The following is a 26892-nucleotide window of genomic DNA, read 5'->3' on the forward strand; positions in this document are numbered from 1 at the left end:
CGGGCGGAGCCCGGGGCGGCCCGCCAGGGCCGTTGTCCCCTGCGGGGCTCCTGGGGCTCCGCCCCAGACCCCGCGCCTCAAACGCCGGCGAGGCTGAAAGGTCCCGGCCGCGGGCTACGGTTGGGGTTCGAAGTCCCAGTACGGGCGGACTCGTTGGCGGGCCGAGACCGTGTGGACGTGCTGCGTGCCCAGCGTCCGCGTCAACGCCTTCAGCGCCTCGTCCTCCGTCTTGCGCGACTCGTCGGTCTGCTGGAGCGCCCGCAGATCGGCCGCCAGCGCGATCTGCGCGCTGAGCGCCATGGGGTGGTCGGGCCCCAGCACCTGCTCCGCCCCGCGCAGCGTGTCCCGGCTCAGCCGGACGGCGTCGTCGAGCCGCCCGGTGATGTTGCGGCAGCCCGCCGCGTTGAGGGCGCTGCCCAGCGTCCAGGGGTGCCGCTCCCCGAGCGCGTTCCGCATCCCGACGAGGGCCTGTTCGCACAGGCTCAGGGCCTCCTCCCGCTCCCCCTGCGCCCGCAGCACCAGCCCGAGGTTGCCGACCGTGCCGATGCTGTACGGGTGGGCCAGCCCCAGCTGGGACTGGTAGCCGCGGACCACCGCCTCGGAGATCCGCCGGGCCTCCTCGATGTCCCCGTACTCGCGCAGGTAGGTGGCGTAGTCGGAGGCGACCATCAGCGTCCACGGGTAGTCCGCGCCGAAGACCCGGGTGGCGCGTTCCCACACGGTCCGCAGCCGGGTCCCGGCCCCGGGGATGTCCCCGGAACGCCGCAGGCACAGGCCGAGGTTGTGCTCGGCGCGCAGGGTCTGCGGGTGGTTGACGCCGAGGATCTGGTTGTTGAGCTTGACGCCCTGCTCCTGGCGGGTCTGGGCCTCCCGGTAGCGGCCCATCAGCCGCAGGCCCATGGCGCAGGCGATGCCGGAGGAGAGGGTGGAGATGTGGTGCGGGCGCAGCACCCGCTCGCGGCGGCGCAGGGTGTCCAGGTCGAGCTCGTACGCCTCCTGGTAGCGGCCGAGCAGCCGGTAGGTGGCGGCGAGGTTGTTCTGCGCGTTGAGCGTGGTGGAGTCGTCCTCGCCGAGCAGCTCGCGGTAGGTGGCCAGGCAGTGTTCGAAGAGGTCTCGGGCCGGTTCGAACTTGGCGATGCACAGCAGGACCCCGCCGTAGGCGCTGGTGGCCCGCAGCGTCTCCAGGTCGCGCTCGCCGCGTTCGGCGACGAGCCGGTCGGCGACGGCCTTGGTGAGGGTCTCGGCGCGCCGGAAGAGGCCGAGGTTGCGCAGCGCTCCGCCGTACTGGTAGCTCAGCTCGCGCACCCGGTCGTGGTCCTCGCCGAGCATGGCCCGCCAGGCCTGGTCGGTCTGTTCGCACAGCCTCAGGCAGGTGCGGTACTCCCCGGCCAGGATGAGGTAGCGCAGGCAGCGCAGCAGGAAGGACTGGATGCGCGGGTTGGTGCTGGAGAGCACGCCGGCGGTTTCGAGGTGCGGGATCAGCTCGGCGTACCTCGGCCAGAGCCGCGAGTCGGAGGGCCGCCCGGGGTCGGCCGCGGCCAGCACCTGGCGGACGGCGCGGGCGAGCGGTTCGGCCTCGTCCTCGGAGAGGTTCTCGCGGACGATGCCGTGCACCATCCGGTGCAGCTGGACGGTCTCCATCCCGCCGCCGCCCTCCTCGACGGGCAGGTCGGAGTACTCCAGGCGGACGACGGAGAACTGCACGAGCTTGTTCAGGGCCGCGTTCCACCGGACCTGGTCGTTGATCAGCCCGGCGAGCTGTTCGGGCACGTCGTCGGCGGGGAACTCGCCGAGCAGCCGCAGCGGGACCGGGCCGGGCGCGAAGAACACGAACAGCCGCAGCAGGGCCAGGGCGTCGGGGAAGTTCTCCCGGACGTTGTTCAGGAGTATGGCGAGCGCGGTCGGGAAGGGCAGCGGGTAGTCGTCGGAGACGGCGACCGCTTCCCGGGAGTCCAGTCTGCGCCGCAGCAGCGCGAGGTAGTCGCCCACGCTCAGCGGCGAGTCGGCGAGCCAGCCCGCGGTCTGGTCGAGGGCGAGCGGGTAGTCCTCCAGGGCCTCGGCGAGCTGGTCGGCCTCGTCGCCGGTGAGGCGCCGGGCCCGGCGGCGGATGAAGGTGATGGACTCGGGGCGGGCGTAGAGCGGGACTTCGACCAGGCTCGTGTGCCGGTTGCCCCATTCACGGTTGCGCGAGGTGATGATGACGTCGCCCGCGCCGCCGGGCAGCAGGTCGGTCAGGTCGTCGGGGTTGTCGCAGCCGTCGAAGATCATCAGCCAGCGGGCGAACGGCGCCCCGCGGCGCAGCGATTCGAGGACGGCCCGGATCTGCTCGCCGTAACTGCCCGCGCCGAGCGGCAGGCCGAGGGCGGGCGCGAGGTCGGCGAGCCGTTCGCGCAGGGTGGGCCGGTCCTCGGCGGGCACCCACCACACGACGTCGTACTCGGAGGCGAAGCGGTAGGCGTACTCGGTGGCGACCTGTGTCTTGCCGACGCCGGAGAGACCGAGCAGGGTGACGGTCGCGGCGCCCGGCGGCGCCTCGGTCAGGGCGGCGCGCAGCTTGCCGATGACGTCGTTGCGGCCGGTGAAGCGGGGGTTGCGGCGCGGGACGCGGCCCCAGATCTCGGGCGGGTCGTTGGGGAAGCGGGGGCCGCGGCGGCCGGTCTCGGCGCCGATCCGCTCGGTGGGCAGTTCCAGCCTGCGCAGCACCCGGTACTCGGCCTCGTAGGCGTCCAGGCCCCACAGGTCGGTCTTCTCCAGCGCGGCGACGGCGCTGGGCAGCGGCGCGTCGGTCAGGCAGACGGCGGCGAACCGGTCGGGGTGGGCGTCGGTGACGGTGCGCAGCGCCGCGTTCCACTCCTCGTCGGTGTGGGTGCCCGCGGAGAAGTACCGCTCGCTGAGGACCATCAGGACCCGGCCGCCGCGGGCGAGGTCGTCGAGGGCCTCGGCCAGTCCGGGGCTGTTCTGCGGGTCCCAGCGCTGGAGGGCGACGCGGTGGCCGTGTTCCTCCAGCCGGTGGGCGATCCACACGGCCCAGGGGCGGTTGAACCCCGCGAAGCTGATGACGAAGCGCTGTGGCTGCGCCGCTGTGTCGCGGTCGTGGCGACTACCGGTGGTCATGCGGCCGTCTCCCTGGAATCCGGGCGGTGGACGGGGTTGAAAAGGTACCGCAGGTGACGGGTGCTCAGCCCGTGTCAGGTCGCGGCGAATGCGGCGAGTTCGGGGTGCGCGCCGCACCAGTCCCGGCGTTCGCGCTCGACGGCCCGGCGGGCGGTGGCGTGCTGGTCGCCGGGCGGCGGCAGGTCGTCCATCGCCCGCTCCGCTGCGGCCATGCCCGAAATGAACTCCCGTCCGGCGAGCGTCAGTTGCTCCGCGGCTTGGAGTACGGGCAGCACGGCGGCCACCTGGGCCCGGCAGCGGGCGTGCCGGGCCCAGGCGCCGCGGGCGCCGTACAGGGCGGCGCGCTGCCAGTAGCCGGCCAGGGCCAGGTGGGCGTACGCGCCGTGCAGGAGTCCCTCCAGCGGCCGGGGGTCGGCGCGCCAGGGGGCCCAGTAGCAGGGGGTGCGGTCGGCGGTGTGCAGGGTCAGCACGTCGGCGAGGGCGGTCAGCTTCCCGTGCTGGACCTCGTGCACCAGGGTGGCGGCGAGGGCGGGCGGGGTCTGGCCACGGACCAGGACGGATCCGGCGGCGGCGGGCAGCGTGGCGCCGGTGGAGCGGGCGCCGCCGGCCAGCGGGACCAGGGTCCGCAGGAGGTCGCCGACCTCGCCGGCGCGGGTGGAGTCGTAGCGCTCCAGCAGGGTGAGGGCGCCGGTCCACTGGATGTCCCAGCGCTTGTGGCCCTTGGGGGTGAGCCGGCGGGCGGGGCGTACGGACGCCGGGTGGCCCAGCGCCCGGTACGGGTCGAGGTCGTCCAGGGCGGTCCGGCCGCCCGGGAGGCTGTGCAGGGCCAGGACGGCGGGGTCCGCGGGGTCCCAGGACCGCTCGGTGAGGGCGACGGGCCCGGGGCGGGCGGGGCGCAGCAGGCCGAGGGTGGGCAGGGCGAGGCGGCCGTGCAGCGGGCGCAGGGTGAGCTTGAAGTCGACTCCGGCGCGCAGGGCCGCGGCGGCGGCGAGTGCGCCGAGGTGCGCGAGGTCGGGAGCGGGGCCGTCGGGCGCGTGCAGGCGCCGCAGGGTCTCCTCGGCCCAGACGCCGGTGGCCGGGTAGTGCAGTACGTCGCGCACCGCGCCGGGGGCGGCGCGCTCGGCCTCTTCCAGCAGGGCCCAGTGCTGGCCGGTCTCCCCCTCGGTTCCGCCGGGGGCGGCGTCCAGCACCCCCCGCAGCAGGACCAGGCGTTTGGAGCGGCGGACGTCGCGGACCAGCCGGGTGGCGTCGGCGCCGGGTTCGGTGGAGGCGAGGGCGCGCAGCAGGGGCGAGGTGACGGAGAAGCCGGGGAGCGGTCCGGGGCCGGGCGCGGCGCCCTGGGCGGGCACGCGCGCGGTGCCGGGAGCGGGGTGGGCGGCGGGGCGGGTCACGAGGCGGCCCGCCCGGGGGCGCGGGCGGCGCCGGCCGCGGCCACCGGGGCCGGAGGGGCGGTGGCGGTGGCGGTGGCGGTAGCCGCGGGAGCGGCCGCAAGGCCCGCAGCGGCCGGGGCGGCCGGCGGGGCCGCCCCGGCGGTGGCCGTGGTCGCGGCGTGGTGCAGGGCCGCCGCGATGTGCCGGATGAGCACTTGGAGGTCCTCGCAGTACACGGAGGGGTGCCGGAAGCCCCGGCCGGGCCGGTAGCGGTGCGGGTAGTGGCCGCCGCCGCACACCTCGACGAGTTCGCAGGAGCGGCAGCCCGCGGGGAGGGCGGCCCGGCCGAGCTGGCGGGCGGCCAGCCCGGGGTGTTCGAGGAGTTCGTCGAAGCTGTGGCGCTCCAGGGTCATCCCGGTGGCGGCCGCGCCCTCGTAGGCGGATTTCAGGGAGTCGGCCTGCTCGATGCTGCCGTCGGTCTCGATGACGGCTGTGGTGACCGGGGCCAGGCCCAGCGATTCGTTGGCGGCGGGCAGTCCGAGCAGCAGGGCGATGATCTCCTCGAAGAGCCGGATCCGGGTCCGGCGCACACCGTCGTGCCACCAGCGTTCGAAGACGGCGGTCAGCCAGTCGGCGTACGGGGTGGTGCCGGGGGCCGAACCGGGCGGCGGCTCGGCCCAGTTGGCCAGGGGCAGCAGCAGTCCGATGGTGGGCGGCGCGAAGGCGAGCAGCGAGGCGTACGTCTCCACCGGGTCCTGGGCCACGTCCACCACGCACAGCACCCCGGCGTAGCTCTCCGGGTACCGGGCCAGCAGGCGCAGCCCGCGCGCGGCGGCGGCGAAGCCGGGGCGCCCGGCGTGGTCCACGCGCCGGGCGTTGTGCTCCGCGAGCCCCCCGTCGAGGCTGACGCCGACCCGGATCCCGGCGGCGGCCAGCGCCTCCAGCCTGCCCCGGGTCAGCAGGGTGGCGTTGGTCTGCACGGTGGCGGTGACCCGGGTGCGCGGGGAGCGGCGGGCGAGGGCGGCCCGTACCGCGTCGACGGGCGCGGCGAGGTCGGCGGGCGGCGCCAGCAGCGGCTCGCCGCCGTGCAGGACGAGGTCTACCCGGGTCAGGGCGTGGGCGGCGGCGTGTTCGGCGATCCGGTCGGCGGCGCGGGCGGCGGTGGCCGGGGCCATCACCACGGGCTGGGTGCGCCAGCCCTGGTCGGCCATCGCGTAGACGTAGCAGTAGGTGCAGGCGAGGTTGCAGCGGCTGCGGGTCTTCAGGACGAACTGACGCACGGGATAGGGATGGTGGCCCGCGGCGCGGAGCGCGGGGACGTCGAGCCGGGTGTAGGGCCAGGGCGCGTGGACGCGGTGCGCGGGCAGCACGGCGTGGCGCGTGGTCGTCTGCCTCATTCGACTGTTCCTCCCGCTGCGGACGGTCCATCCCTGCCCGGTGGATGTGTACGGCTAACGGCGGAAAGTGGTCAACCAAGGGGCGGTTCCTGCCGGTTCGGACCCCGGCGACGGGGTCCGACGGCCGGCGGTCAGTCGACCCCGGAGTCGAAGGCGTTCAGTATCTCCGCGGGGTGCGTGACGCGCTCCACCATGCCCTCGACCACATCGGCCAGCACCGGATGGTCGATACGCCGCAGCGCGGCCAGATCGAGCCCGGAGAGGTCCGGCAACCGTCCCGGACACCGGCGCACGACCACTTCCTGATGCTTTGTCACCATGAGCTTCGGCTCCCCCTGTTGCGTCGCGTGTGCGATGGGTCCACTCCCCTTTCCCGCCGCCCGGGACGGGGAAACAGTCACGGGAGGGGCGCCCCGGGGCGCGTCAGAGGGACGCCTCCAGCGCGCGCACCCGCGCGCGCACCGCCGCACGCCGGTCCGCGGCCCCGGCCCCGTCCGCCCCGGACCCGGCCCCCGGCCCGTCCGGCCCGCTCCCCGGTCCGGACCCTTCCAGCCGCTGCCACAGCTCCAGGGCCGCCCGGTAGGCGTCCAGCGCGGCGCGCGGCCGCGCGAGGCGCTCCAGCACCTCGCCGCGCAACTCCTGGACCCGGGCGGCCAGCTGGACGGCGGCGTCCTCCCGTTCCGCGCCGTGGTCCGCCTCCATCGCGGCCCGCCAGGCCCGCCGGTAGGAGTCGGCCGCACGGTCGAGGCGGTCGGCGGCCCGCGTGTGGGCGTGGATCTCCTGCTGCACGTCACCGTGCTCGCGCCAGGCCCGCGCCTGCTCCAGGGGGCCGCGGCCGTGCCGGACGACCAGCTCCAGCAGGTACTCGGCCTCGCGCAGGTCGACCAGGTCGCCCTCGTAGGAATGGCGCAGCCGCAGGCCCGCGGCGAGCCGCCGCAGCCGGTGGGGGGCGCGCGGATCGTTCTGCGGCACGGCCGCCCGGCTGTCCCGCAGCACCCGGACCGCCGCGGAGACGAAGCCGTGCCCCTCGGCGGTACGGGCCCGCTCCAGGAGTACGTCGCCCCACTCCGGCAGCAGTTCCCCGTAGGCCTCCCCGTCCCGGGGGATCAGCCGGCGGGCCCGGGCGTACGCGTCGGCCGCCGCGTCGAGGTCCGCCGGGTCCCCGGAGCCGCCGTCCCGGGCGTACCGGGCGCGGTGCACCCGGGCCAGGCACACCAGCGCGGCCAGCCGCAGCTCGGGCTCACCGGCCGCGTCCCCCAGCACCGCGGCCAGCACCCCGGGCGCCTCGTCGAGCCGCGCGGGCACGTACCGCAGCGCCCGCCCCAGCTCCACCCGCACCCACCCCCGCTCGGCGGCGGCGCCCGGCGCGGACGGCCCGGGGCCCGCAGCCGCACGTCCCGGAACCCCCGGATCTTCGACCCCGGCCTCCGACCCGGACGCGCTCGCCTCCGCCGGCCCGGGGGCGGAGTCCGCGGGCCGCGGGTCCGGTTCGCCGAGGAGGGACGCGAGGGCCGTCGCGAGGCAGGCGGCGGCGCGCTCGGCCAAGGCGGTCCGCTCGGCCGGGTCCGGCTCCCGTTCGGCGAGGGCCAGCAGGACCCGGCCCAGGGCCTGCGGGAGGGCGCCGTCCGGCGGGCCGGCCGGTGTGCGCTCCGGGTGGTCGAAGACCTCCAGCGCGGCGAGCGCCTCCCGCAGCGCGGCCGGGTCGTCGTTCAGTTCGCACAGCCGCATCAGGGCCCGGGCCCGCCGGACCGCGCAGTCCAGGCGCAGCGCCCGCGGCGCTCCGGGCTCGGCCTCCACGGCCGCGAACTCCCGCTCGGCGGCCGTCAGCAGCTCCGCCGCCTCCGGTCCCGGGAGCGGCCCGGAGAGCTGCGCGGCGGCGACGGCCCGTTCGTACAGGGCCCGGCCCAGCAGCGCGCGGGCCGGTGCCATGCCGGGCAGCGCGCTCACCGCGCGCGCCGTCCGCTCGGCCTCCGTGAGCAGTTCGGCGTCCCGCTGGACCTCCCAGAGCCGCAGCAGCGCCCCGGCCAGTTCGCACTCGGCCTCGCCCGGCCGGTCCGCGGGCCCCGGCGGCACGGTCACGGCCCGCCGCAGCACGGCGACGGCCTCGTACAGGGGGCGCTGGCCGCCGTCCCGGTCGCGGTCGAAGGCGGCGAGGCGGGTCCGGGCGGTGCGCACCGCCCAGGCGCGCCCGGGCGCGGGCGCCGGGCCGCCGGGGGGCGGTTCCCCGGCTCCGGGCGGCGCGTCCGGCGGTCCGGGCAGGTAGCGCCGTACGACCTTGGCGGACACCTGGGCGAAGGCCTGCGGCAGCCGCGGGCCCGGGATCCGCCCCGGCTCCTCCCCGGCCTCGGTCCCGGCCCCGGCCCCGGCGGCCCCGTCGGCCTCCGGCTCCGCGCCCGCCGGGGCCCCGACCGCCGGGGCCCCGGTGAGCTGGGAGACCGCGAGCGCGGGGAAGTTGCGCACGCCCCGCCCGAAGTGGGCCAGTACGTACTCCGAGCAGTGCTTGAGCACCAGCGCGGCGTCGTCCCGCGCCAGCGGCCCGAGCAGCACGTCCTGCACGCCCGGCACGAACTCGTACCACTGCCCCGGCGCCGGACCGCCCCGCCGCAGCAGGCCGCTGAGCAGCACCTCCGCCAGGTCGGAGGGCTCGGAGTCGGGCAGCATCGTGCGCTGCACCAGCCGCATCACCGGCAGCGCGAGCGGGGTCGCCGACAGGTACACGGCGAGCTGCACGGCGCGCGGCGAGGCGGAGGAGCGGAAGCGGCGGACCAGTTCGCGCGGCGGCCGCACGGCCCGTGGCGGCGGCGGGGGCGCGGCGGGATGATCGGCCAGGACCCGCCCCACCTCGGCCGGTACGGCGCCGCTGCCCAGCCCGGCCACCAGCCGGGCCCACGCCCCGAGCGCGGGGGCGCTGGGCGGCAGCACCGGGACGGCGATCCCCCCGACCGGCCGCCCCGGCCGCGGCGGCCGGTCGGCGCGGAACTCCAGGTCCGGTGCACGGCCGTCGCCCCGCGCCAGCGTGCCCCGCTCGGTGGGGAGCCAGCTGCGCCCCCACAGCCGCTGCGGCAGCGGCTGGACGACCACGCAGGGGGTGCACAGCGCCCACCGGTGGAGCAGCCGTTGCGCCTCGCCCTCGCGCCACAGCGGTCCGGCGCAGTCGGAGACCACCATGGTCAGCCCGCGCCCGGTCGGATCGCGCAGGAGGTCACCGGACCGCAGCGGAGCTCCCGGTTCCGGTCGCGCTCCGGTTCCGAGCGCCGGGGTGCCGTCGGGCAGCCGGTGCAGGGAGTGCACCTGGACGTCGCGGAAGGCCCCGAGCCGCTCGCACACCGCCCTGAGTTCGTCGAACATGTCCTGCCAGACGGCCATCGAGGGGGACGCGTCCAGGACGAGCTGCATCGTGCTCTCGCGCCGGGTCTCGGCCCGCATCACGGGGATGATCAGTCCGAGGGCCCGGGCGCTGGCCTCGGCGGTGGCGGTTTCGTCCAGCACGGTACGGGCGCGGGGAGCGGGCGGCCGACGGCGCTGGAGGGCGCGCAGGGCCCGCTGGATGTCCAGGATCCGGGGCAGCGCGGCCGCCGTCGGCACCCGGACCGGGATGCCGTTGCCGACCGCCGGGTCCGGTTCCGCTTCCGGTCCGGTTCCCCGGCCGCCGGGGCCGTTCGGCCCCGGGCGCCCGGGCACGTACAGGTCGACGGGATCCTCCTCGGCCGGCGGCGCGGACAGCGGCTCCGGGTCCGGCCGCCGCGCGGGCTCCCCCGCGCCGGTGTCCGCGGGCCCGGCGCCCGGTCCGCCCGGCTGCTCGGCCGCGCGGTCGCCGTCCTCGTCCACCGCGTCCGCCCCGGCCCCGCCGTCCCGCGCGCGGGCCGCGGCCCGGTTCGCGGCCCGGGTCCTGCCGGCCAGCCAGAGCGCGTCGGCCACCTCCTCGGCGGAGGGGTCGAGTCCGGCGGCGCGCAGCAGGGCGGCCAGCTCGCGGATGCCGGGCCGCGCCGGACCGGGCGGGCCGGGGGGACCGGGCGGGCCGGGGGGACCGGGGGCGGCGGCGGTCACTGGCCCCTCACCTCGAACGGTCGAGCCGCTGGATGAGCAGGTCGGCGAGGTCCTCCCGGGTGGGGGGCGCCGCGTAGTGGGTGAGGTAGATGGCGTTCAGGAGCTGGTCGGCGGCGACGAGTTCGCTCTGCGAACGGCTGAGGAACTCCCGGATCAGGTCGGCGCCGAGCGCGGCCGCCTCCTCGCCCAGGTGGGCCCTGACCATGGTGGCGAGCCGCTTCTCCCCGGGCTGGCCCAGCTTGAGCTGGATGCAGCGGCGCAGCAGGGCGGCGGGGAAGTCCCGCTCGCCGTTGCTGGTCAGGATGATGAAGGGGAAGGCCCGGCAGCGGATCCGGCCGTCCCGGACGCTCACCTTCGCGCCGTCGTCGGTCAGGACCCGCACCTCGGGTTCGCGGTCGGCGACCCGCTCCAGCTCGGGCAGCGCGAACTCGCCCTCCTCCAGGACGTTCAGCAGGTCGTTGGGCAGGTCGATGTCGCTCTTGTCGAGCTCGTCGATGAGCAGGACCCGCGGCCGGTCGGTGGGCAGCAGCGCGGTCCCGAGCGGACCGAGCCGGATGTACGTGCCGATCCCCGGCGCCGCGCCGCCCGCCCCGCCCCCGGCGGCGATCTGCACGTCCTGCAGCCGGGCGATGGCGTCGTAGCGGTAGAGGCCCTCCTGGAGCACGGTCCGCGAGACCACGGGCCAGCGCAGGACGCGGCCGAGCTTCAGCTCGTGGGCGACGGCGTGGGCGAGCGTGGACTTGCCGGTTCCGGGATATCCGGTGACGAGCAGCGGGCGCCGCAGGTAGAGCGCGGCGTTGATCGCTTCGAGTTCCTCCGGTTCGGGCCGGTGCAGCGCGGCGGCGTGCCGGTGGGCGCCGAGCCGCCGGGTGGCCGCGCTGTCGGCCGCGGCCGCGGCCTCGCCCGGTTCGATGACGGGTCCGCCGTCGAAGTCCCGCCAGGGCGGCGGGTCGGGCAGCGCGTCGATCCCGTCGTGGGGCTCGCCGACCCCCCGGTAGATGAGCCACTCGTCAGTCATGGTCGCTCCCGCTCCCCGCTCCCGTGTTCCCGCCGTCCGGCCCGGCCCCGGGCCCCGGCTCCCGGCCCGCCCGCGCGGCCGCCCCGGCCCCGGGGGCCGCCCCGCTCACAGGTCCCCCTGCAACGGCTCGTCGTCGGGCAGCGGCCGGCCGGGGTCGTCCCAGACCAGTCCCAGCCCGGCGGCCCAGTACGCGTCGGGGTCCCGGCCGTGCGCCCGCCCCCGCAGGGACTGGAGCCGCAGCGCCAGCGCCCCGCCGTGCCCCGCGTCGGCGAACTCCTCGCGCAGCGCGCGGTGGAAGGGCGCGCACGGCAGCGCCGGGTCCGGCGGGGGCCGCCGGCACAGCACCACCCCGTACCCGGCGCGGTGGGCGGCGTGCAGCGAGCCGAGCGTGGGCTCGGTGTCCGCGGGCCGGCAGTGCACCGGGACGGTGTTGTCGGGCTGCGCGTCGAACCAGGCGTACGTCGGCGTGCGCCCCCGCCCCCGGTCGCAGTCGGCCCGTTCGTCGATCAGGGGCCCGGCCAGGACCCGCGCCCAGCGGTCGGCCCTGCGGTGGCGGGCCTGCGCGTCGGGCGGCCCGTCGTCCGGGGGGTGGCGGAAGACCACGGGCCGCTGGGTGCCCAGCGGGGCCGTGCCCGTCACCACCCACGCGTCGACCGGCAGGGTGAAGAGTTCCGGGGCGACGGCGGCCTCCAGCAGCGCGGCCCCCTCGTGCGTGTCGCAGCGCCGGAAGGCCTCGGCGAGCGGGGCGCGCAGGACCTCCGGCAGTGCCCCGAGGAGGGCCCGCTCCCCCGCGTCGACCGGGGTGAGGTGCTCGGGGCCGAGGAGGACGGAGACCCGCCAGTCGTAGACGGCCTCCCAGGAGTGCGCCCACACCTCCAGCAGGACCGAGGGCCCGGCCGGCAGGACGTCGGCGGCGCGGGCGGGCCCGGGCCGGACGGCCTGACCGGCGGCGGCCAGGCGGCGCCGTTCCCGGTCGGCCTCGCGCGCGGCCAGGCCCCGCTCGTGCCGCTCGCCCAGTTCCCGGCGCAGGGGCCGCCACAGCCGCTCGGCGGTGGCGCGCACCCAGTCCCAGAGCTCCTCGTCGGCGCCGGGGGCGGGCGGCTCGCGGTGTTCGGCGACGCTGACGTCGGTGGCGTAGCGGAGCATGGCGGCGGCCTCGCTGATCCCGCCGGGCGGGTCGTAGAGCAGGCCGAGCCCGTCGCGCCAGCTGAGCGGCGCCAGCGGGCCGGGATCGGGTTCCTCGCCGCGGGCCGCCTCGACCAGCAGCCGTACGGCCTCGCAGGAGCCGGGCGGCGGCAGCTCGGCCAGCAGCCCGCACAGGGTGGTCCGCTCGCCGGGGGTCAGTCGCCGGCGGCCGCCGAAGGGGTCTGGCTCGGGGCGCGGGAGTTCGTCGTGCGCGTCGGTCCAGGTGCGGCGGTTGTCGACGTCGCTCAGGTGCTGGTCGTAGTGGTGCAGGTCGTGGGCCTGCATGACCCGGCGGTAGAGCCCGATCCGGCTCTTCGCCGACATCGGCAGGGTGCGTAACTGGACGACGGAGACGGCGAGCCCGCCGCCGCCGCGGGCGCGGGCCTTGAGCACGCCGACGACCTCGCCGCGGGCCAGGTCCACGACGGGGCCCCCCGACATGCCGTGCTCGATGTCGTCCTCGGCGCCGAGCCGGACGGCGGCGCCGTGGCCCGCGGTGCCGCGCAGCCGGGTGGTGCGGCCGGTGATCTCGGGGGCGCCGAGGTCCTCGGTGCAGCCGAAGTAGGCGACCTCGTCGAAGCGGGGGCGGGCCCGGTCGGTGAGCCACACGCAGGCGTGCGAGACGGGGGCCAGGACCCGGACGAGCGCCAGGTCCGGCAGCTCCCAGAAGCCCGGCCCGGCCGGGCGCCGCTGCTCCAGGCGCTCGGGCAGGACGCATTCCACGCGCCCGGCGACGGTTCCGGTGGCGCCGGCCCCGCCGGAGGAAAAGGTGATGCCGACCTCCCGCCCCGTCAGCCGCATCCCGCCGCCCCCTTCGCCCACCACGTGCGCGCACGTCAGGACCCAGCCCGGAGCGATGAAGAAACCGCTCCCCCAGGTGGCACCGGTCCCAGGGTCCTCATACCCGTTCGGCGGGGCGTGGACGCGTACGGTCGCGGCCTGGACGAGGGGTTCCAGAAGCTCGAAGGCGCGCGCGGAGCCGTCCGTGCGCCCGTCCGCCATCCCCCGCCCCCGGTCCCGGTGAATCAGCACCCGCCGGCGGCCGACGACCGCGTCCGCCGAGCGTGTTGAGGTCATCCAGGTTATCCCCGGCCGTCGCCCCGCGGGAGGTGTCCGGCCGGTGCGGATTATCCTGGCCGGGAAACGCCCCCCTCACGCACGGAGCCTGTCTTGTACTTCACCGATCGCGGCATCGAGGAGCTGGAGAAGCGGCGCGGCGCCGAGGAGGTCACCTTCGAGTGGCTCGCCGAGCAGCTCCGCACCTTCGTGGACCTCAACCCGGACTTCGAGGTCCCGGTCGAGCGGCTGGCCACCTGGCTGGCCCGGCTCGACGACGAGGACGAGGACGACGAGTAGTCCCCGACCCCGCCGCAGGTCCCCCCAGTACGCCGAAGGCCCCGCCGGAACGATCCGGCGGGGCCTTCGGCGTACTGCGTTTCCTGCGCGATGCGCTCCGCGGTCAGGCGAGGCGCGCCACGCCGTCCGCGCGGGCGGCGGCGGCGACGGCCGCGGTGACGGCCTCCGCGACGCGCTCGTCGAACGGCGAGGGGATCACGTACTCCGCGGCCAGCTCGTCACCGACGACACCGGCGATGGCGTCGGCGGCGGCGATCTTCATGTTCTCGGTGATCCGGGAGGCCCGGACCTTGAGGGCGCCCGCGAAGATGCCGGGGAAGGCCAGCACGTTGTTGATCTGGTTCGGGAAGTCCGAGCGGCCCGTGGCCACGACCGCCGCGTACTTGTGCGCGACGTCGGGGTGGACCTCCGGGTTCGGGTTGGCCATGGCGAAGACGAAGCAGTCCTTCGCCATCGTCGCCACCGCGGCCTCGGGGACCGTACCGCCGGAGACGCCGATGAAGACGTCGGCGCCGACGAGGGCGGACTCCAGGGAGCCGGTCCGGCCGGTCTTGTTGGTGAGGCCCGCGATCTCCGCCTTGACGTCCGTGAGGTCGGAACGGTCGGCGGAGACGACGCCCTTGCGGTCGGTGACGCAGACGTCGCCGATGCCCGCGTCGACCAGGATCTTGGCGATGGCGATGCCCGCCGCGCCCGAGCCCGAGATCACCGCGCGCAGGTCCGCGAGGGTGCGCCCGGTGAGCTTGGCGGAGTTGCGCAGGGCGGCCAGCGTCACGATGGCGGTGCCGTGCTGGTCGTCGTGGAAGACCGGGATGTCCACGCGCTCCTGGAGGCGGCGCTCGATCTCGAAGCAGCGGGGCGCCGAGATGTCCTCCAGGTTCACCCCGCCGAAGGACGGGGCGAGCCGGACGATGGTGTCGATGATCTCGTCCGTGTCCTTGGTGGCGAGCGCGATCGGAACCGCGTCGACACCGCCGAACTGCTTGAAGAGGATCGCCTTGCCCTCCATCACGGGGAGGGAGGCTTCCGGACCGATGTCACCGAGTCCGAGCACCGCCGTGCCGTCGGTGACGACGGCGACCACGTTGGACTTCCAGGTGTACTCGTTCACCAGGTCGGGCTGCTCGGCGATGGCGGTGCACACCTTGGCCACGCCGGGCGTGTATGCGAGGGACAGGTCGTCCTTGTCCCGGACGGGAACGGTGGCCACGATGGCCATCTTTCCGCCCCGGTGGAGCGCGAACACCGCATCCGGGTTGTTGTCCGTAACGCTGTCGCTGCGAGGATTGACGATCTCCGCTGCCACTTTCTTGACCCCTTAAGTCTTTGAATCGTTGAGGGTGACCACTCCTGGTTAAGGGGTGGGCGGGCACCGCGTCCGTACTCCGCATCGACGGTTGGCCCGTCTCCGCGAAGGGGGAGGTTCGTACGCGCGGGCGCGCCGCACGCGCGCCCTGAGCCCCGGATGAGGGGTGTAAGGATCTGTTCTACCCGAAGAACGCTCACCCAGACGAGTCGAATCCCGCTCGACCATAAGCCTCTTGTCCCGGTTTCGGCGAAAAGTCCAAGAGTCTGTGTCCAGTACCCGAGACGGGCCGCAAAAACTCCGGTAAAGACGCCCCCGGACGGCGCATACTCCCGCCGCAACAGCCCTTGCCCGCAGCGATGTGGGGTTCCCGGGGTCGCCCGTTATGGGATTTTGACCTGATGAGCTGCCTGAATGCGTCAGTCCGAATGGCAAGATGCCGTCATCACACAAGGTCGCGACACTCGAAGGTGCGTGCCGGACCGCCACGGATGCTTTCCACCCCTGTCGGAGGAACCAGCTCATGACCGCAAGCACCACCCGCCGTACGACTGCCGCCCGGTCCCGGATCGCCGCGGTCGGCGCGATCGCGGTCGCCGGCGCCCTGATCCTCACCGGGTGTGGCGACCAGACGGACAAGGGCTCGGACACGGGCGGCAAGACGAGCAGCGCCCCGCTGTTCTCCAAGCTCCCGAAGAAGATCCAGGACGCCGGCGTGATCAAGGTGGGCACGGACGCCACCTACGCGCCGATGGAGTTCAAGCAGGGCGAGAAGATCGTCGGTGTCGACCCCGACATCGCCGCCGCCCTCGGCAAGCAGCTCGGTGTGCGGTTCGAGTTCACCTCGGGCACCTTCGCCACCCTGCTGGGCGGCCTGCCCACGGGCCGCACCGACGTGGTCATGTCCTCCATGAGCGACACCAAGGCCCGTCAGGAGGGCCTCGACGACAAGGGCCAGAAGACCGGTAACGGCGTCGACTTCGTCGACTACTTCACCGCCTCGACCGGCATCCTGGTCAAGAAGGGCAACCCCGAGGGCATCAAGACCCTCGACGACCTGTGCGGCAAGAAGCTCGCCGTCCAGCGCGGCACCACGTACGAGCAGTCCGCCAAGGACCAGAGCGCCAAGTGCGAGAAGGACGGCAAGGCGAAGATCGCCATCGAGGCCTTCGACACCGACGCCGAGGCGCAGACCCGTGTGAAGGCCGGCGGCGCCGTCGCCGACCTGAACGACTCCCCGGTCGCCGCGTACATCGCGCAGACCGCGGGCGGCGGCAACGACTTCGAGGCCGTCGCCAACCCCGGTGACGCCGGCCTCTTCGGCATCGCCATCGACAAGAAGAACACCGAGCTGCGCGACGCCCTGTCCGCGGCCATCGACGCGACGATCAAGGACGGCAGCTACAAGGCCGCCCTGGACAAGTGGAACGCGGCCTCCGGCGCCGTCACCAAGGCCCAGGTCAACGCAGGTCAGTGACCCCCACGCAGCACTGAAGGGCAGTCACTGTGACTGACAAGCTCGAAAAGGTTCCCGGACCGGCGGACACCCCGCCGGCCGGGTCCGTCCCTCCCGAGATGATCCGCGCCATCCCCGTCCGGCATTACGGACGCTGGGTCAGCGGTGTCATCGCCCTCGTCCTCTTCGGCGCGATCATCTACGCGTTCTCCCAGGGGAACGTGCGCTGGCAGACCGTCCCCGAGAAGCTGTTCGACGCGAGCATCCTCAGCGGCCTGTGGCACACGGTCCTGATCAGCGTCGCGGCCATGCTCCTCGGCCTGGTCCTGGGCGTCGCCTTCGCGGTGATGCGGCTGTCGAAGAACCCGGTGACCAGCACCATCTCCTGGTTCTACATCTGGTTCTTCCGCGGCACCCCGGTCTACGTCCAGCTGCTCATCTGGTTCAACCTCGCCCTGATCTTCCCGGTCCTGAACCTGGGGTTCTACAAGGACGAGATGACCCAGGTCATGACCCCCTTCCTGGCCGCCCTGCTGGGTCTCGGCCTCAACGAGGGCGCGTACATGGCGGAGATCGTCCGGGCCGGCATCCAGTCGGTCGACGAGGGTCAGTCGGAGGCCTCGCACGCGCTGGGCATGACCCGTACGCAGACCATGCGCCGGGTCGTGCTGCCGCAGGCGATGCGCGTGATCGTGCCGCCGACGGGCAACGAGTTCATCAACATGCTCAAGACCTCGTCGCTGGTCGTCGCCGTGCAGTACGCCGACCTGCTGCGGGCGGCGCAGGACATCGCCGCCACCTCCTTCGCGGTGATGGAGATGTTCATCGTCGCGTCGATCTGGTACCTCGCCCTGACCAGCGTGTTCAGCGTCGGCCAGTACTACCTGGAGCGCCGTTTCGCGCGCGGCTCGCTGCGCAGCCTGCCGCCGACGCCGTTCCAGCGGCTGCGTTCCAACCTGAACATGTTCCGCCGTACGGAGGTGGCGAAGTGACCGCCCAGCCGATGGTCAAAGCCGAGGCCGTGCACAAGTCCTACGGCGCCGCCCACATCCTGCGGGGCATCGACCTGGAGGTCGCGCCGCGGGAGGTGTTCTGCCTGGTCGGCCCGTCCGGCTCCGGCAAGTCCACGTTCCTGCGGTGCATCAACCACCTGGAGCAGGTCAACGCCGGCCGGCTCTACGTGGACGGCCAGCTGGTCGGGTACCGCCAGAAGGGCGACAAGCTCTACGAGCTGAAGGACAGCGAGGTCGCGGCCCAGCGCCGGGACATCGGCATGGTCTTCCAGCGGTTCAACCTGTTCCCGCACATGACGGCCATAGAGAACGTCATGGAGGCCCCGGTCATGGTCAAGGGCGAGAGCAAGGCGGTCGCGCGGGCGCGCGCCGTCAAGCTGCTCGACCGGGTCGGCCTGGGCGACAAGGGCGGGAACTACCCCTCGCAGCTCTCCGGCGGCCAGCAGCAGCGCGTGGCGATCGCCCGCGCGCTGGCCATGGAGCCGAAGCTGATGCTCTTCGACGAGCCCACCTCGGCGCTCGACCCGGAGCTCGTCGGCGACGTCCTCGACGTCATGCGGGACCTGGCCGAATCGGGCATGACCATGATCGTGGTCACGCACGAGATGGGCTTCGCCCGCGAGGTCGGCGACAGCCTGGTGTTCATGGACGGCGGTGTGGTCGTCGAGGCGGGCAACCCGCGCGACGTCCTGGGCAACCCGCAGCACGACCGGACGAAGGCGTTCCTGTCCAAGGTGCTGTAACCGGCGCACGGTGCGCGGCTTGCACGCGGAGGGGCAGTACGGGGATCCCGTACCGCCCCTCCGCGCATGTCCGGGCACGTCCTACTTGAGGCCGAGGACCAGGGCGTCCGAGGGGGAGCGCCAGACCGTACGGGCCTCGCGGAAGCCCGCCGCGAGCAGGGTGCGCACGTGCCACGCCTCGTCCGGGGCGTCCCCGTCGGCGTGCTCGCCGTAGATCTCGTAGCGCTTCTTCGTGGGCTCGGCGAGCACCGGGTCGGCGGCCGCCACGGCCCACCACTCGGCCCAGTCGAGCACGCCCTCGCCGCGGGCCCGGTCCATGGCCGCGTGCCGATGAGCGTGCTCGGCGGCGTTCAGGAGCGGGGTCGCCGGGTCGGGCATGTGGTCGGCGTTCATGAAGACGCCGCCGGTGCGCACCAGGGGCGCCAGCTGCCCGTAGAGCACGGCGAGCTGCGGGCTGAACAGCCAGTGCAGGGCGGTGGCGGTCAGGACCGCGTCGTAGCCCTCGTGCGGGAGCCGGGCGGTCCAGTCGGGGTCCTTGAGGTCGGCGGTGACGAAGGCGACCCGTTCGTCGCCCGCGAAGTGGCCGCGCGCGATGGTCAGCAGCGCGGGGTCGAGGTCGACACCGGTACTGGTGGCGTCCGGGAACCGTTTGAGGACGCGGTCCGTGATACTTCCCGTACCGCACGCCAGATCCAGCACCCGGGGCGCCGTGCCGACGACCGCCTCGACCATGTCCAGCATCACCCGGAAGCGTTCCTCGCGGTCCGGGAGGTACCACTCCTGCTGGCGGTCCCAGCTGTCCTGCCAGGCCTGCCAGTCCGTTCCGGTCACCGCGTCCGTCATCCCGAACTCCTCCATCCGTAATACCCTCGAAGGTGCAGCAGCCGTTACCCGAACGGCACTCCCGCACCCTAATCCGCAGCCGTAAGGACTACAAGTGGAACTGGCCCATTACTCGGACTACGCCGTGCGCCTGGTCAACACCGAGGAGCCGGCCCGCAACACGGACGCGCTGACCTCCGTGGACGCGGCGCGGGCGCTCTTCGGTGCCAGCACGCAGGCCGCCCGCCGGGTCACCGACGCGGACGTCACCCGCTTCCGCAACGTCCGCGGCCGGCTGCGCTCGGTCTTCGAGGCGGCCGACACCGGGGACCACGTCCTGGCGGTGGACCTGCTGAACTCGCTGCTGATGGAGTTCCCGGTCAGCCCGCAGATCTCCGGGCACGAGACGCTCGGCACGGACGGCGCGCCGAACTGGCACATGCACCTCGCCGACCACCCCTCCAACGCGTCCGCCGGCTACGCGGCGATCGCCTCCATGGGCCTGGCCTTCCACCTGACGGAGTACGGCGCCGACCGGCTGGGCCTGTGCCAGGCGCCGCCGTGCCGCAACGCCTACCTCGACACCTCCACCAACCGGTCCCGGCGCTACTGCTCGGACCGCTGCGCCACCCGCGCCAACGTGGCCGCCTACCGGGCGCGCAAGCGCGAGGAGGCGGAGGGGTCCGCGAAGAGCGGGCGCACCGCGCCCGCCAGCCAGGACGCCCGGGCCGTCAGCGAGGTCTGACCGGGCGCGGGCGGCCGCAGGCGCAGCCGGGCGACGCCCAGCACCAGTTCGTCGGGCACGGCGCCGTAGTCCTCGCTGTCCCCGCCCTCGTTGAACCCGTTGTCACCGAGCACCCACCAGCCGCCCGCGCGGCGGCCGGCGGCGCGCTTGACGACCAGCAGGTCCTGCTGGAGCGGATGGCGCAGCACCACGACGTCACCGGGGCGCACACGGGCCCCGTAGTGGACGAGCAGGCGGTCCCCCGAGGCCAGGGTGGGGGCCATCGAGGGCCCGTACACCTCTACGATCCCGATCGGCACGTGCATGTGACACCTTCCGCTTCCGTCCGTACGTTCGCTCATCGGCTCCATCCTGACGCTGGACTTTTGTCCCAAGCCCATGGGGCCGCCCGCGAAATCCGCTTTCTCACGGAGTAATCTCGCCCTTGAGAAGACGATCACGAGGAGGACCCACCCCCATGCTTTCCCGCTTCTTCGCTCCCAAGGTCAAGGTCAGCGCGCACTGCGACCTGCCGTGCGGCGTCTACGACCCCGCCCAGGCCCGCATCGAGGCCGAGTCCGTCAAGGCCGTGCAGGAGAAGTACCAGGCCAACGACGACGCGGACTTCCGCGCGCGCGCCATCACCATCAAGGAGCAGCGCGCCGAGCTCGCGAAGCACCACGTGTCGGTGCTCTGGAGCGACTACTTCAAGCCGCCGCACTTCGAGAAGTACCCGCAGCTGCACGGCCTGGTCAACGACACCCTGAAGGCCCTCTCGGCCGCCAAGGCGTCCAACGACCCGGCGACGGGCCAGAAGGCCCTGGACCTGATCGCCGAGATCGACCGCATCTTCTGGGAGACCAAGGCCGCCTGATCACCCAGGTGATCACGCGGACCCTTCCGGTCCACGCGCAGAGGGGCCCGGCCGCGTCATGCGGCCGGGCCCCTCTGCGTACGTCCCTCCCGGCCCCCGTGCCGGGAGGGCTGCCCGGCGGCGGCGCCCACTGGTGGCGCCTGGCCAGAATCGTACCCTGCCCCATGGCTTGCTCCCGACGTTCCGGTTCGCTCGGGCAACCACCCAAGGTGGCTGCTCACACGGGTAGTTGAGGCGCGAACAAAGGTTCCGGTCAAGGGTTTCCGCAGCCGCCCGCCGGGGGCACCCCACCCGTCCGCCGAGCGGATCCCCGGCCGCCGCCGACGTGATCCGAATGACAGCGCCGGAGGACCGGGAACCCTGGCGGCGGCGCCCTACCGGGCGGTAGCGTCTGGCCGCATGTTCGCTGCCTACGCCGCCCGAATCGACCGTGACCAGCCGCTGAGCGGCCTCGAACTGGGCGAGCGCCCGGCGCCCGAGGCCCGTCCCGGCTGGGTGACCGTGAACGTCAAGGCCGCCTCCCTCAACCACCACGACCTGTGGTCGCTGCGCGGGGTGGGCCTCGGCGAGGAGAAACTCCCGATGATCCTCGGCTGCGACGCGGCCGGGATCGACCAGGACGGCAACGAGGTCGTCCTGCACTCCGTGATCGGCCAGAGCGGCCACGGGGTGGGGCCGGACGAGCCGCGCTCGATCCTGACCGAGCGCTACCAGGGCACCTTCGCCGAGCAGGTGAGCGTCCCGGCCTGGAACGTCCTGCGCAAGCCGGCGGAGCTGTCCTTCGAGGAGGCCGCCTGCCTGCCGACGGCCTGGCTGACCGCCTACCGCATGCTGTTCACCAACGCCGGTGTGCGGCCCGGGGACTCGGTGCTGGTGCAGGGCGCGGGCGGCGGGGTCGCGACCGCCGCGATCGTCCTCGGCAAGGCCGCCGGACTGCGGGTGTACGCGACGAGCCGGGACGCCGCCAAGCGCGAGCGCGCGGTGGAGCTGGGCGCGGAGGAGGCGTACGAGCCCGGGGCCCGGCTGCCCCGGCGCGTGGACGCCGTGATCGAGACGGTGGGCGCGGCGACCTGGTCGCACTCGGTGAAGTCCCTGCGCCCGGGCGGCACGCTGGTGATCTCCGGCGCGACCAGCGGCGACCGGCCCGCGCACGCGGAACTGACCCGGATCTTCTTCCTGGAGCTGAAGGTCGTCGGCTCGACGATGGGATCGAAGGACGAGCTGGAGGACCTGCTGTCGTTCTGCGCGGCGACGGGGGTGCGGCCGGTCATCGACGAGGTACTGCCGCTGGACCGGGCGCGCGAGGGGTTCGCCAAGCTGGAGTCGGGCGACCTGTTCGGCAAGGTGGTGCTGACCGTCTGACCGTCCGCCCCCTCCTGCCGCCCGGCGACCCGGGCCCGCGCGCCGCTGTCAATGCGGGTTGACACTCCTCCCTCGTCAACCTAGATTGACGGCATGACGGAAGCAACCGATCTCGCCGAGCGGGCCGGTGACCGTGACCCGCGCGTGGGCCTGCGGGCCGTGGCCGCCCTCCGCAGGCTGCTGGAGCAGCTGGAGGCCGTACAGGTGCGCAGCGCCCGCAACCAGGGCTGGTCCTGGCAGGACATCGCGGCCGAGCTGGGCGTCAGCCGGCAGGCCGTACACAAGAAGCACGGGAGGGTCTGATGTTCGAACGCTTCACGGCCGGGGCGCGCGACACGGTCACGGGCGCGGTCACCGCCGCCCGGCGGGCCGGAGCCGCCGCGGTCACCGAGGAACACCTGCTGCTCGCCCTGCTGGAGCTGGGCACGCTCGATCCGCTGGGCGTGGACCGGGAAGCGGCCGCGGCCGCCCTGGCCGAGGCCCGGCGCCGGGGCGGCCTGTCCCAGGCGGACGAGGAGGCCCTGGCCGGCCTCGGGATCGACCTCTCCGAGATCATCGCCCGCGTCGAGGAGAGCCACGGCGAGGGCGCGCTGGCCACGGCGGGCGCCCGGCCGCCGCGCGGTCCCGGCGCGCCGTCGTCCCGGGGGCCGTCGCTCGGCTCCTCGCTCCGCTCGGTGCTGGGCCGCCCCGCGGCGCGCCCGCGCGAGGACCGCCGGCACGTCCGCTTCGGGCCCGGCGCGAAGAAGACCCTGGAGCAGTCGCTCCGGATCGCGCTGGGCCACCGCGCGAAGACCATCACGCGCACCCACCTGCTGCTGGCCCTGCTCGCCGCGCCGGGCCCGGTGGCCGACGTACTGGCCGCGCAGGGCGTGACCTACGCGCGCGTGGAGGCCGCAGGCCCGGCCGCCTGAGCGAGGGCGCCGCGGCTGCCCGAGCGCGTCGCGGGGCGTGCGCTCAGCGGGGCCCGTGCGCTCAGCGCGGAGCGCGGACCGTGCCCGCGATGCGGGACGCGGCGGTCGCCAGGTCGGCGCGGATCTCCTCCAGCTGGGCGGCGCTCACCCCGTGGTCGCGGGCCGCGTCGCGCACGTCGTCGCGGAAGCGGTCCAGCAGCCGGTCCAGGTCGCGCGCCGGGTCCTCGGTGGGGCGCAGGTCCTCGGCCCAGCCGGACGCCGCGGGCCGCGCCCCGGTCCCGTCGTGGGTCGCGGCGGAGCCCAGCCAGATGCCCGCCAGGCCGCCGATCCTTTCGGTGAACTCCGACAGCCCTTCGCGGACGCCGGACTTCGTGAAGTGGTCCTGGAGCTGGCTCGCGATGCGCTGGACCTCCTCGCGGGCCCGGTCCTGCGCCTCCTTCGCCTGGCGGCGCGCCTGCTGGGCCTCCTCGCGGGCCCGGCGGCTCTCGTCCTTCGCCCGGCGGGCCTGCTCCTTCCACTCCTGGCGGGCCCGGCGCAGTTCCTCCTTGGCCAGCCGCCAGGTCTCGTCCTCGACCCGGGTGCCGGAGGCGGAGGCCGCGGCCGCCTCCCGCATCTCGCGGCGCAGGTCGCCGGCGGCGCCCCGCACGTCGTCGCGCATCTCGGCGGCCAGTTCGGAGACCGAATCGCGGATCTCCAGCTCCAGGTCGGCCAGTTCACCGCCGCGGTCGGCCAGTTCGGCGCGGCCCGCCTCGGTGATCGAGTACACCTTGCGCCCGCCCTCGGTGGCGTGCGTGACGAGCCCCTCGGCCTCCAGCTTGGCCAGCCGCGGGTACACGGTGCCCGCGGAGGGCGCGTAGAGACCCTCGAAGCGCTCCTCCAGCAGGCGGATCACCTCGTACCCGTGGCGCGGCGCCTCGTCGAGCAGCTTCAGCAGGTAGAGCCGCAGGCGGCCGTGGGCGAAGACGGGCGGCATCTCAGAGCACCTTCTTGTCGAGCGCGAGGGGGGTGGCGGAGGCGGCGGTGTCGGCCGGTTCGCGGCGCAGCAGCGCGATCGAGCCGGAGACGGTCGTGGCCCGCAGGGTGCCGGTCCCGGACCCGAGGGTCCCGGTGATCCGCTTGGCGCCCAGCTGGCCGGAGACCCGCAGGTCCTCGAAGGCGTTGGAGACCCCGCCGGTGGCGGTGTTGGCCTCGACGCGGGCGTCGGTGGGGTGCGGGAGGCGGATCGCGACCTGGCCGGAGACCGAGTTGAGCGCGATGTCCACCGGCTGCGCGGACGCCTGGTCCGGATCCAGGTCCAGGAGCATGTCACCGCTGACCGAGTCGGCCCGGACGCTGCCGCCCGCTCCCTCGACCACGGTCAGCCCGCCGGAGACGGAGTGGAAGCCGAGGGTCCCGCTGAGGGCCTGGGCCTCCACGCTGCCCGAGACGGTGTGCGCCTTGACGGCCCCGGAGAGCCCCACCAGGGTGGCGTCCCCGGAGACGCCGTTGACGTCGGTGGCGCCCGCGATGCCGGAGACGAAGGCGGCGGCGCTGATCGTGACGACCTGCACGCGGGTGGCGGCGGGCACGGTCAGCGAGATGACGGCGCTGCGCTCCCAGGCCTTGCGGCCCCCGTCGGCGGCGGAGCGCCTGCCGGAGCCCGTCCAGGACTTCCACGGCTTGGAGTCGAACCACTCGCGCAGGTTCTGCGAGCCGTTCCAGGGCAGGTCCTCGTAGGACACGGTGAGGCAGTCGCCCTCCCGCACCACGTGCAGGGGCGGGCCGCTGACCTCGGTGACCTGGAGCCGGCCCGGGCCCTCGGCCGCGACGACGTTCACCGTGCCGCCCACGACGCGGACGCGGATCTCCGCGACCGGCTCGTCGAAGGTGAGCTGCTGGGGTTCGGCGATGGACCAGGTCGTCTGGTGTGCCATGGTGCTGATCCTCCTCGGGCGGACGCGCGGGTGCCGGGTTCGGCGTGACGCAACATATCGCGTCTTCTGAGGAACACGATATATCGCGGTTGCCGGAAGTCAAGCGTCCCCGGGCACGGCGGAACCCGGCGCGGCAAGGCGGTGTGAGGGGGCTGGGGCGGGCGCGGGGCGCGGGTCAGGGCGGGGCGCGGGCCCGGCGGCCGGGTCGCTCCGCGATTCGGGGCAGGGGGCGTTACGCCGCCTCGGCCTCCGGGTCGGCGTCCATGTCCATGCCCATGTCCGCGTCCATCTTCCTGCCGGTGTCGAGGTCCGCGGCGGCGTCCGCCTCGGGGTCCGCGTCCAGCAGCGGGCTCGCGTGGTGGCGCAGCCAGGCGCGGTAGGGCGGGGTGCCGAGGGCCGCCTCGCGGTAGGCGGCGCGCAGGTCCTCGTACACCTCGGCGTGCGTCCCGGGGAGGGTGGCCAGCAGGAGGCGCACGGCCAGCGGGTCCCCGTACAGCGGCCGGATCGCCATGTCCTCGCGCACCCCGGAGGTCGGCTGGCAGGGGGCGACGGCCTCGCCGGAGACGATCAGCGAGGCGGCGGTGTGGTAGTCGGCGTGGAGCACGGCGGGGCGCAGGCCGGCGCCCGCGAGGACGCGGCGCAGCCCGTCCCACTCGCCGTCGACCGAGGGGTCGACCGTCCACCGGTCGGCGGCGAACTCCCGTAAGTCCACGACCGGTCGGCGCGCCGCCGGATGGTCGCGCGCCATGGAGACGAACTGCGGTTCGCGCTCCATCAGCACGTGGACCTCCAGCCCCGGCGGCACCCGCAGCGGGCAGCCCTCCACCTCGTGCACGAAGGCCACGTCAAGCTGCCCCGAAGCCACCATCCGCAGCAGCGCGTTGGCCGAGACGTCCACCACGAGCGAGGTCTCGGTGTCCGGCATCCGCCGGTGCAGCCTGCGCAGCCAGCCGGGCAGCGCGCGGCTCGCGGTGGAGCCGATCCGCAGCCGCGGCCCGTGCGCGAGTTCGCGCGCCTCGGCCACCAGAGCGGCCATGTCCTCCAGCAGCGGGCGGGCCCGGCCGAGGACGGTCCGGCCGAAGGGAGTGGGGCGGCACCCTGTGCGTTCGCGCAGGAACAGCTCGCCGTCCAGGGCCCGTTCGATCCGGCGCAGCTGGGTGGTCAGGGAGGGCTGGCTCACCCCGAGCAGCCGGGCCGCCTTGTGCAGGCTGCCGGCGTCGGCGATGGCGCACAGCGCGCGCAAGTGCCTCACCTCGAGCTCCATGCCCCGAGAGTAGGGCGGCCCACCTGGGCCGCACCAGCCACTGATAGCCCCCCGAATCCCGCCATTCTCGCGGAAGTTGCCCTTCCGAAAACTTGCCGATAGCGCCGGGCTATCGGGCGCTGACATCATCCGCCGCCCGCTCCGCCTCCCGCAGACTCCGGTACCGGACGACCCATCCACCCCCCACCGCACCGAATGAGCAGGAGCCCCCCATGCGCCACTCCCGCAGGACCGCGCTCGCCTCCGTCGTCGGACTCGGCCTCGCCACCGCCCTCGGCGTCCTCCCCGCGACCACCGCCAGCGCCGCCCCGGCCGCCGCCCCCACCGGCAGCCCCGCCTCGTACGCCGCCTACGAGCGTTCGGCGGAGAACGCCGCCGCCAACCGCGCCTTCTTCGAGGCCGTGCAGCGCTCGGTCGCCGAGCAGCGCGCCGCCAACCCCGGCCTGCAGGCCGTCACGGTCACCTACAACACCCGCAGCGCACCCACCTTCCGCAGCCAGATATCCCGTTCCACGCAGATCTGGAACTCCTCCGTCTCCAACGTCAAGCTCCAGGAGGTGTCCTCGGGCGGCAACTTCGCCTACTACGAGGGCAACGACTCGCGCGGCTCGTACGCGAGCACCGATGGGCACGGCCGGGGGTACATCTTCCTCGACTACGCGCAGAACCAGCAGTACAACTCCACCCGCGTCACCGCCCACGAGACCGGGCACGTCCTCGGCCTGCCGGACCACTACTCGGGTCCGTGCAGCGAGCTGATGTCGGGCGGCGGCCCCGGCACCTCGTGCCAGAACGCCAACCCCAACTCGGCCGAGCGCTCCCGCGTGAACCAGCTGTGGGCCAACGGCTTCGCCGCCTCGGGCCTCGACACCAAGGGCTGACCGCACCCGGCCGCACGGGGGGCGGCCCGGGCTCCCGCGAGGGACCCGGGCCGTCCGCGGCCTTCCCGTGGCACGACCGGCGGACCGGCCCGGCCACCGCCCGACCCGCGGCGCGGCCGGTCCGGTCGGCGCGCCC

At 74.5% G+C, this 26892-nt stretch carries 23 protein-coding genes; 10 read left to right on the forward strand and 13 right to left on the reverse strand.

Features of this window, described 5'->3' with window-relative positions; translation table 11 throughout:
• Window positions 1-114: 114 nt before the first annotated feature.
• From fxsT to AC0693_RS00035, 7 genes are all read right to left on the reverse strand, one after another.
• Window positions 115-3114: an FxSxx-COOH system tetratricopeptide repeat protein gene (fxsT, locus tag AC0693_RS00005; protein WP_478800653.1), complete on the reverse strand. Its 3000-nt coding sequence runs from the start codon at window positions 3112-3114 to the stop codon at window positions 115-117.
• Between the two features lie 74 nt (window positions 3115-3188).
• Window positions 3189-4505: an HEXXH motif domain-containing protein gene (locus tag AC0693_RS00010; RefSeq protein ID WP_469319019.1), complete on the reverse strand. Its 1317-nt coding sequence runs from the start codon at window positions 4503-4505 to the stop codon at window positions 3189-3191.
• A complete protein-coding gene (locus tag AC0693_RS00015; RefSeq protein ID WP_478800654.1) occupies window positions 4502-5881 on the reverse strand; it encodes an FxsB family cyclophane-forming radical SAM/SPASM peptide maturase in 1380 nt (459 codons plus the stop codon). The genes AC0693_RS00010 and AC0693_RS00015 overlap by 4 nt, the downstream gene beginning before the upstream one ends.
• 131 nt (window positions 5882-6012) lie before the next feature.
• The gene (fxsA, locus tag AC0693_RS00020) at window positions 6013-6201 is read right to left on the reverse strand and encodes an FxSxx-COOH cyclophane-containing RiPP peptide (RefSeq protein WP_356415228.1); all 189 of its coding nucleotides are present in this window, start codon (window positions 6199-6201) and stop codon (window positions 6013-6015) included.
• 103 nt (window positions 6202-6304) lie between these two features.
• Window positions 6305-9928 (reverse strand): SAV_2336 N-terminal domain-related protein, encoded by a 3624-nt coding sequence (locus AC0693_RS00025; protein WP_478800655.1) that lies wholly within the window; start codon window positions 9926-9928, stop codon window positions 6305-6307.
• Between the two features lie 7 nt (window positions 9929-9935).
• A complete protein-coding gene (locus AC0693_RS00030) occupies window positions 9936-10946 on the reverse strand; it encodes an AAA family ATPase (RefSeq protein WP_356415222.1) in 1011 nt (336 codons plus the stop codon).
• Between the two features lie 105 nt (window positions 10947-11051).
• Window positions 11052-13208 carry a VMAP-C domain-containing protein gene (locus AC0693_RS00035; RefSeq protein ID WP_356415219.1) on the reverse strand — a complete coding sequence of 719 codons (2157 nt, stop codon included), beginning with the start codon at window positions 13206-13208 and terminating at the stop codon, window positions 11052-11054.
• Between the two features lie 93 nt (window positions 13209-13301).
• Here AC0693_RS00035 and AC0693_RS00040 point away from each other — a divergent pair, with 93 nt between their 5' ends.
• Window positions 13302-13487 (forward strand): DUF6104 family protein, encoded by a 186-nt coding sequence (locus AC0693_RS00040; RefSeq protein WP_356415216.1) that lies wholly within the window; start codon window positions 13302-13304, stop codon window positions 13485-13487.
• 103 nt (window positions 13488-13590) lie between these two features.
• Here the strand turns inward: AC0693_RS00040 and AC0693_RS00045 are convergent, their stop codons facing one another.
• Window positions 13591-14793, reverse strand: coding sequence for an NAD(P)-dependent malic enzyme (locus AC0693_RS00045; protein WP_478800656.1), 1203 nt, complete (start codon window positions 14791-14793; stop codon window positions 13591-13593).
• Window positions 14794-15316: 523 nt separating this feature from the next.
• On the opposite strand from AC0693_RS00045, the gene AC0693_RS00050 reads away from it, so the two are divergent.
• From AC0693_RS00050 to AC0693_RS00060, 3 genes are read left to right on the forward strand one after another with little or no spacing between them, the layout of a single operon-like run.
• Entirely contained in the window at window positions 15317-16270 is a 954-nt protein-coding gene (locus AC0693_RS00050) for an ABC transporter substrate-binding protein (RefSeq protein WP_356415210.1), read from the forward strand.
• A 29-nt stretch (window positions 16271-16299) separates the two neighbouring features.
• Window positions 16300-17241: an amino acid ABC transporter permease gene (locus AC0693_RS00055; protein ID WP_468471984.1), complete on the forward strand. Its 942-nt coding sequence runs from the start codon at window positions 16300-16302 to the stop codon at window positions 17239-17241.
• A gap of 11 nt (window positions 17242-17252) precedes the next feature.
• Window positions 17253-18005 (forward strand): amino acid ABC transporter ATP-binding protein, encoded by a 753-nt coding sequence (locus tag AC0693_RS00060; protein ID WP_330335186.1) that lies wholly within the window; start codon window positions 17253-17255, stop codon window positions 18003-18005.
• Between the two features lie 81 nt (window positions 18006-18086).
• Here AC0693_RS00060 and AC0693_RS00065 read toward each other — a convergent pair whose 3' ends face one another.
• On the reverse strand, window positions 18087-18848 hold the full coding sequence (locus AC0693_RS00065; RefSeq protein WP_478800657.1) for a class I SAM-dependent methyltransferase: 762 nt from the start codon (window positions 18846-18848) through the stop codon (window positions 18087-18089).
• 94 nt (window positions 18849-18942) lie between these two features.
• Between AC0693_RS00065 and AC0693_RS00070 the strand changes: the two genes are divergently transcribed.
• Entirely contained in the window at window positions 18943-19572 is a 630-nt protein-coding gene (locus AC0693_RS00070; protein ID WP_356415204.1) for a CGNR zinc finger domain-containing protein, read from the forward strand.
• Here AC0693_RS00070 and sodX read toward each other — a convergent pair.
• Window positions 19476-19877, reverse strand: coding sequence for a nickel-type superoxide dismutase maturation protease (gene sodX, locus AC0693_RS00075; RefSeq protein WP_469319027.1), 402 nt, complete (start codon window positions 19875-19877; stop codon window positions 19476-19478). The genes AC0693_RS00070 and sodX overlap by 97 nt on opposite strands.
• A gap of 152 nt (window positions 19878-20029) precedes the next feature.
• Here sodX and sodN point away from each other — a divergent pair, with 152 nt between their 5' ends.
• From sodN to AC0693_RS00095, 4 genes are all read left to right on the forward strand, one after another.
• On the forward strand, window positions 20030-20425 hold the full coding sequence (gene sodN / locus AC0693_RS00080; protein WP_356415198.1) for a superoxide dismutase, Ni: 396 nt from the start codon (window positions 20030-20032) through the stop codon (window positions 20423-20425).
• A gap of 399 nt (window positions 20426-20824) precedes the next feature.
• Window positions 20825-21787: a zinc-binding dehydrogenase gene (locus AC0693_RS00085; RefSeq protein WP_356415195.1), complete on the forward strand. Its 963-nt coding sequence runs from the start codon at window positions 20825-20827 to the stop codon at window positions 21785-21787.
• Window positions 21788-21880: 93 nt separating this feature from the next.
• Complete coding sequence (locus AC0693_RS00090) at window positions 21881-22090, forward strand: helix-turn-helix domain-containing protein (RefSeq protein WP_356415192.1); 210 nt, start codon at window positions 21881-21883, stop codon at window positions 22088-22090.
• Window positions 22090-22698, forward strand: a complete 609-nt coding sequence (locus AC0693_RS00095; RefSeq protein WP_469319028.1) for a Clp protease N-terminal domain-containing protein — start codon at window positions 22090-22092, stop codon at window positions 22696-22698. The genes AC0693_RS00090 and AC0693_RS00095 overlap by 1 nt, the downstream gene beginning before the upstream one ends.
• A gap of 61 nt (window positions 22699-22759) precedes the next feature.
• Here the strand turns inward: AC0693_RS00095 and AC0693_RS00100 are convergent, their stop codons facing one another.
• From AC0693_RS00100 to AC0693_RS00110, 3 genes are all read right to left on the reverse strand, one after another.
• Window positions 22760-23671: a PadR family transcriptional regulator gene (locus tag AC0693_RS00100; protein WP_356415186.1), complete on the reverse strand. Its 912-nt coding sequence runs from the start codon at window positions 23669-23671 to the stop codon at window positions 22760-22762.
• A gap of 1 nt (window position 23672) precedes the next feature.
• Window positions 23673-24611 carry a DUF4097 family beta strand repeat-containing protein gene (locus AC0693_RS00105; RefSeq protein ID WP_469319030.1) on the reverse strand — a complete coding sequence of 313 codons (939 nt, stop codon included), beginning with the start codon at window positions 24609-24611 and terminating at the stop codon, window positions 23673-23675.
• 232 nt (window positions 24612-24843) lie between these two features.
• On the reverse strand, window positions 24844-25875 hold the full coding sequence (locus AC0693_RS00110; RefSeq protein ID WP_356415180.1) for a LysR family transcriptional regulator: 1032 nt from the start codon (window positions 25873-25875) through the stop codon (window positions 24844-24846).
• Between the two features lie 212 nt (window positions 25876-26087).
• On the opposite strand from AC0693_RS00110, the gene snpA reads away from it, so the two are divergent.
• Complete coding sequence (snpA, locus tag AC0693_RS00115; RefSeq protein WP_469319032.1) at window positions 26088-26756, forward strand: snapalysin; 669 nt, start codon at window positions 26088-26090, stop codon at window positions 26754-26756.
• The last annotated feature ends 136 nt before the right edge of the window (window positions 26757-26892 follow it).

This window comes from Streptomyces sp. NPDC043876, from assembly GCF_056435825.1.

What these genes read in the sequence shown, in the direction of transcription:
- fxsT (WP_478800653.1), bottom strand. Translation starts at nt 3,114, where the DNA reads ATGACCACCGGTAGTCGCCACGACCGCGACACAGCGGCGCAGCCACAG.
- AC0693_RS00015 (WP_478800654.1), bottom strand. Translation starts at nt 5,881, where the DNA reads ATGAGGCAGACGACCACGCGCCACGCCGTGCTGCCCGCGCACCGCGTC.
- fxsA (WP_356415228.1), bottom strand. Translation starts at nt 6,201, where the DNA reads ATGGTGACAAAGCATCAGGAAGTGGTCGTGCGCCGGTGTCCGGGACGG.
- AC0693_RS00030 (WP_356415222.1), bottom strand. Translation starts at nt 10,946, where the DNA reads ATGACTGACGAGTGGCTCATCTACCGGGGGGTCGGCGAGCCCCACGAC.
- AC0693_RS00035 (WP_356415219.1), bottom strand. Translation starts at nt 13,208, where the DNA reads ATGACCTCAACACGCTCGGCGGACGCGGTCGTCGGCCGCCGGCGGGTG.
- AC0693_RS00050 (WP_356415210.1), top strand. Translation starts at nt 15,317, where the DNA reads ATGACCGCAAGCACCACCCGCCGTACGACTGCCGCCCGGTCCCGGATC.
- AC0693_RS00060 (WP_330335186.1), top strand. Translation starts at nt 17,253, where the DNA reads ATGGTCAAAGCCGAGGCCGTGCACAAGTCCTACGGCGCCGCCCACATC.
- AC0693_RS00065 (WP_478800657.1), bottom strand. Translation starts at nt 18,848, where the DNA reads ATGACGGACGCGGTGACCGGAACGGACTGGCAGGCCTGGCAGGACAGC.
- sodX (WP_469319027.1), bottom strand. Translation starts at nt 19,877, where the DNA reads ATGCACGTGCCGATCGGGATCGTAGAGGTGTACGGGCCCTCGATGGCC.
- sodN (WP_356415198.1), top strand. Translation starts at nt 20,030, where the DNA reads ATGCTTTCCCGCTTCTTCGCTCCCAAGGTCAAGGTCAGCGCGCACTGC.
- AC0693_RS00085 (WP_356415195.1), top strand. Translation starts at nt 20,825, where the DNA reads ATGTTCGCTGCCTACGCCGCCCGAATCGACCGTGACCAGCCGCTGAGC.
- AC0693_RS00090 (WP_356415192.1), top strand. Translation starts at nt 21,881, where the DNA reads ATGACGGAAGCAACCGATCTCGCCGAGCGGGCCGGTGACCGTGACCCG.
- AC0693_RS00095 (WP_469319028.1), top strand. Translation starts at nt 22,090, where the DNA reads ATGTTCGAACGCTTCACGGCCGGGGCGCGCGACACGGTCACGGGCGCG.
- AC0693_RS00100 (WP_356415186.1), bottom strand. Translation starts at nt 23,671, where the DNA reads ATGCCGCCCGTCTTCGCCCACGGCCGCCTGCGGCTCTACCTGCTGAAG.
- AC0693_RS00105 (WP_469319030.1), bottom strand. Translation starts at nt 24,611, where the DNA reads ATGGCACACCAGACGACCTGGTCCATCGCCGAACCCCAGCAGCTCACC.
- AC0693_RS00110 (WP_356415180.1), bottom strand. Translation starts at nt 25,875, where the DNA reads ATGGAGCTCGAGGTGAGGCACTTGCGCGCGCTGTGCGCCATCGCCGAC.
- snpA (WP_469319032.1), top strand. Translation starts at nt 26,088, where the DNA reads ATGCGCCACTCCCGCAGGACCGCGCTCGCCTCCGTCGTCGGACTCGGC.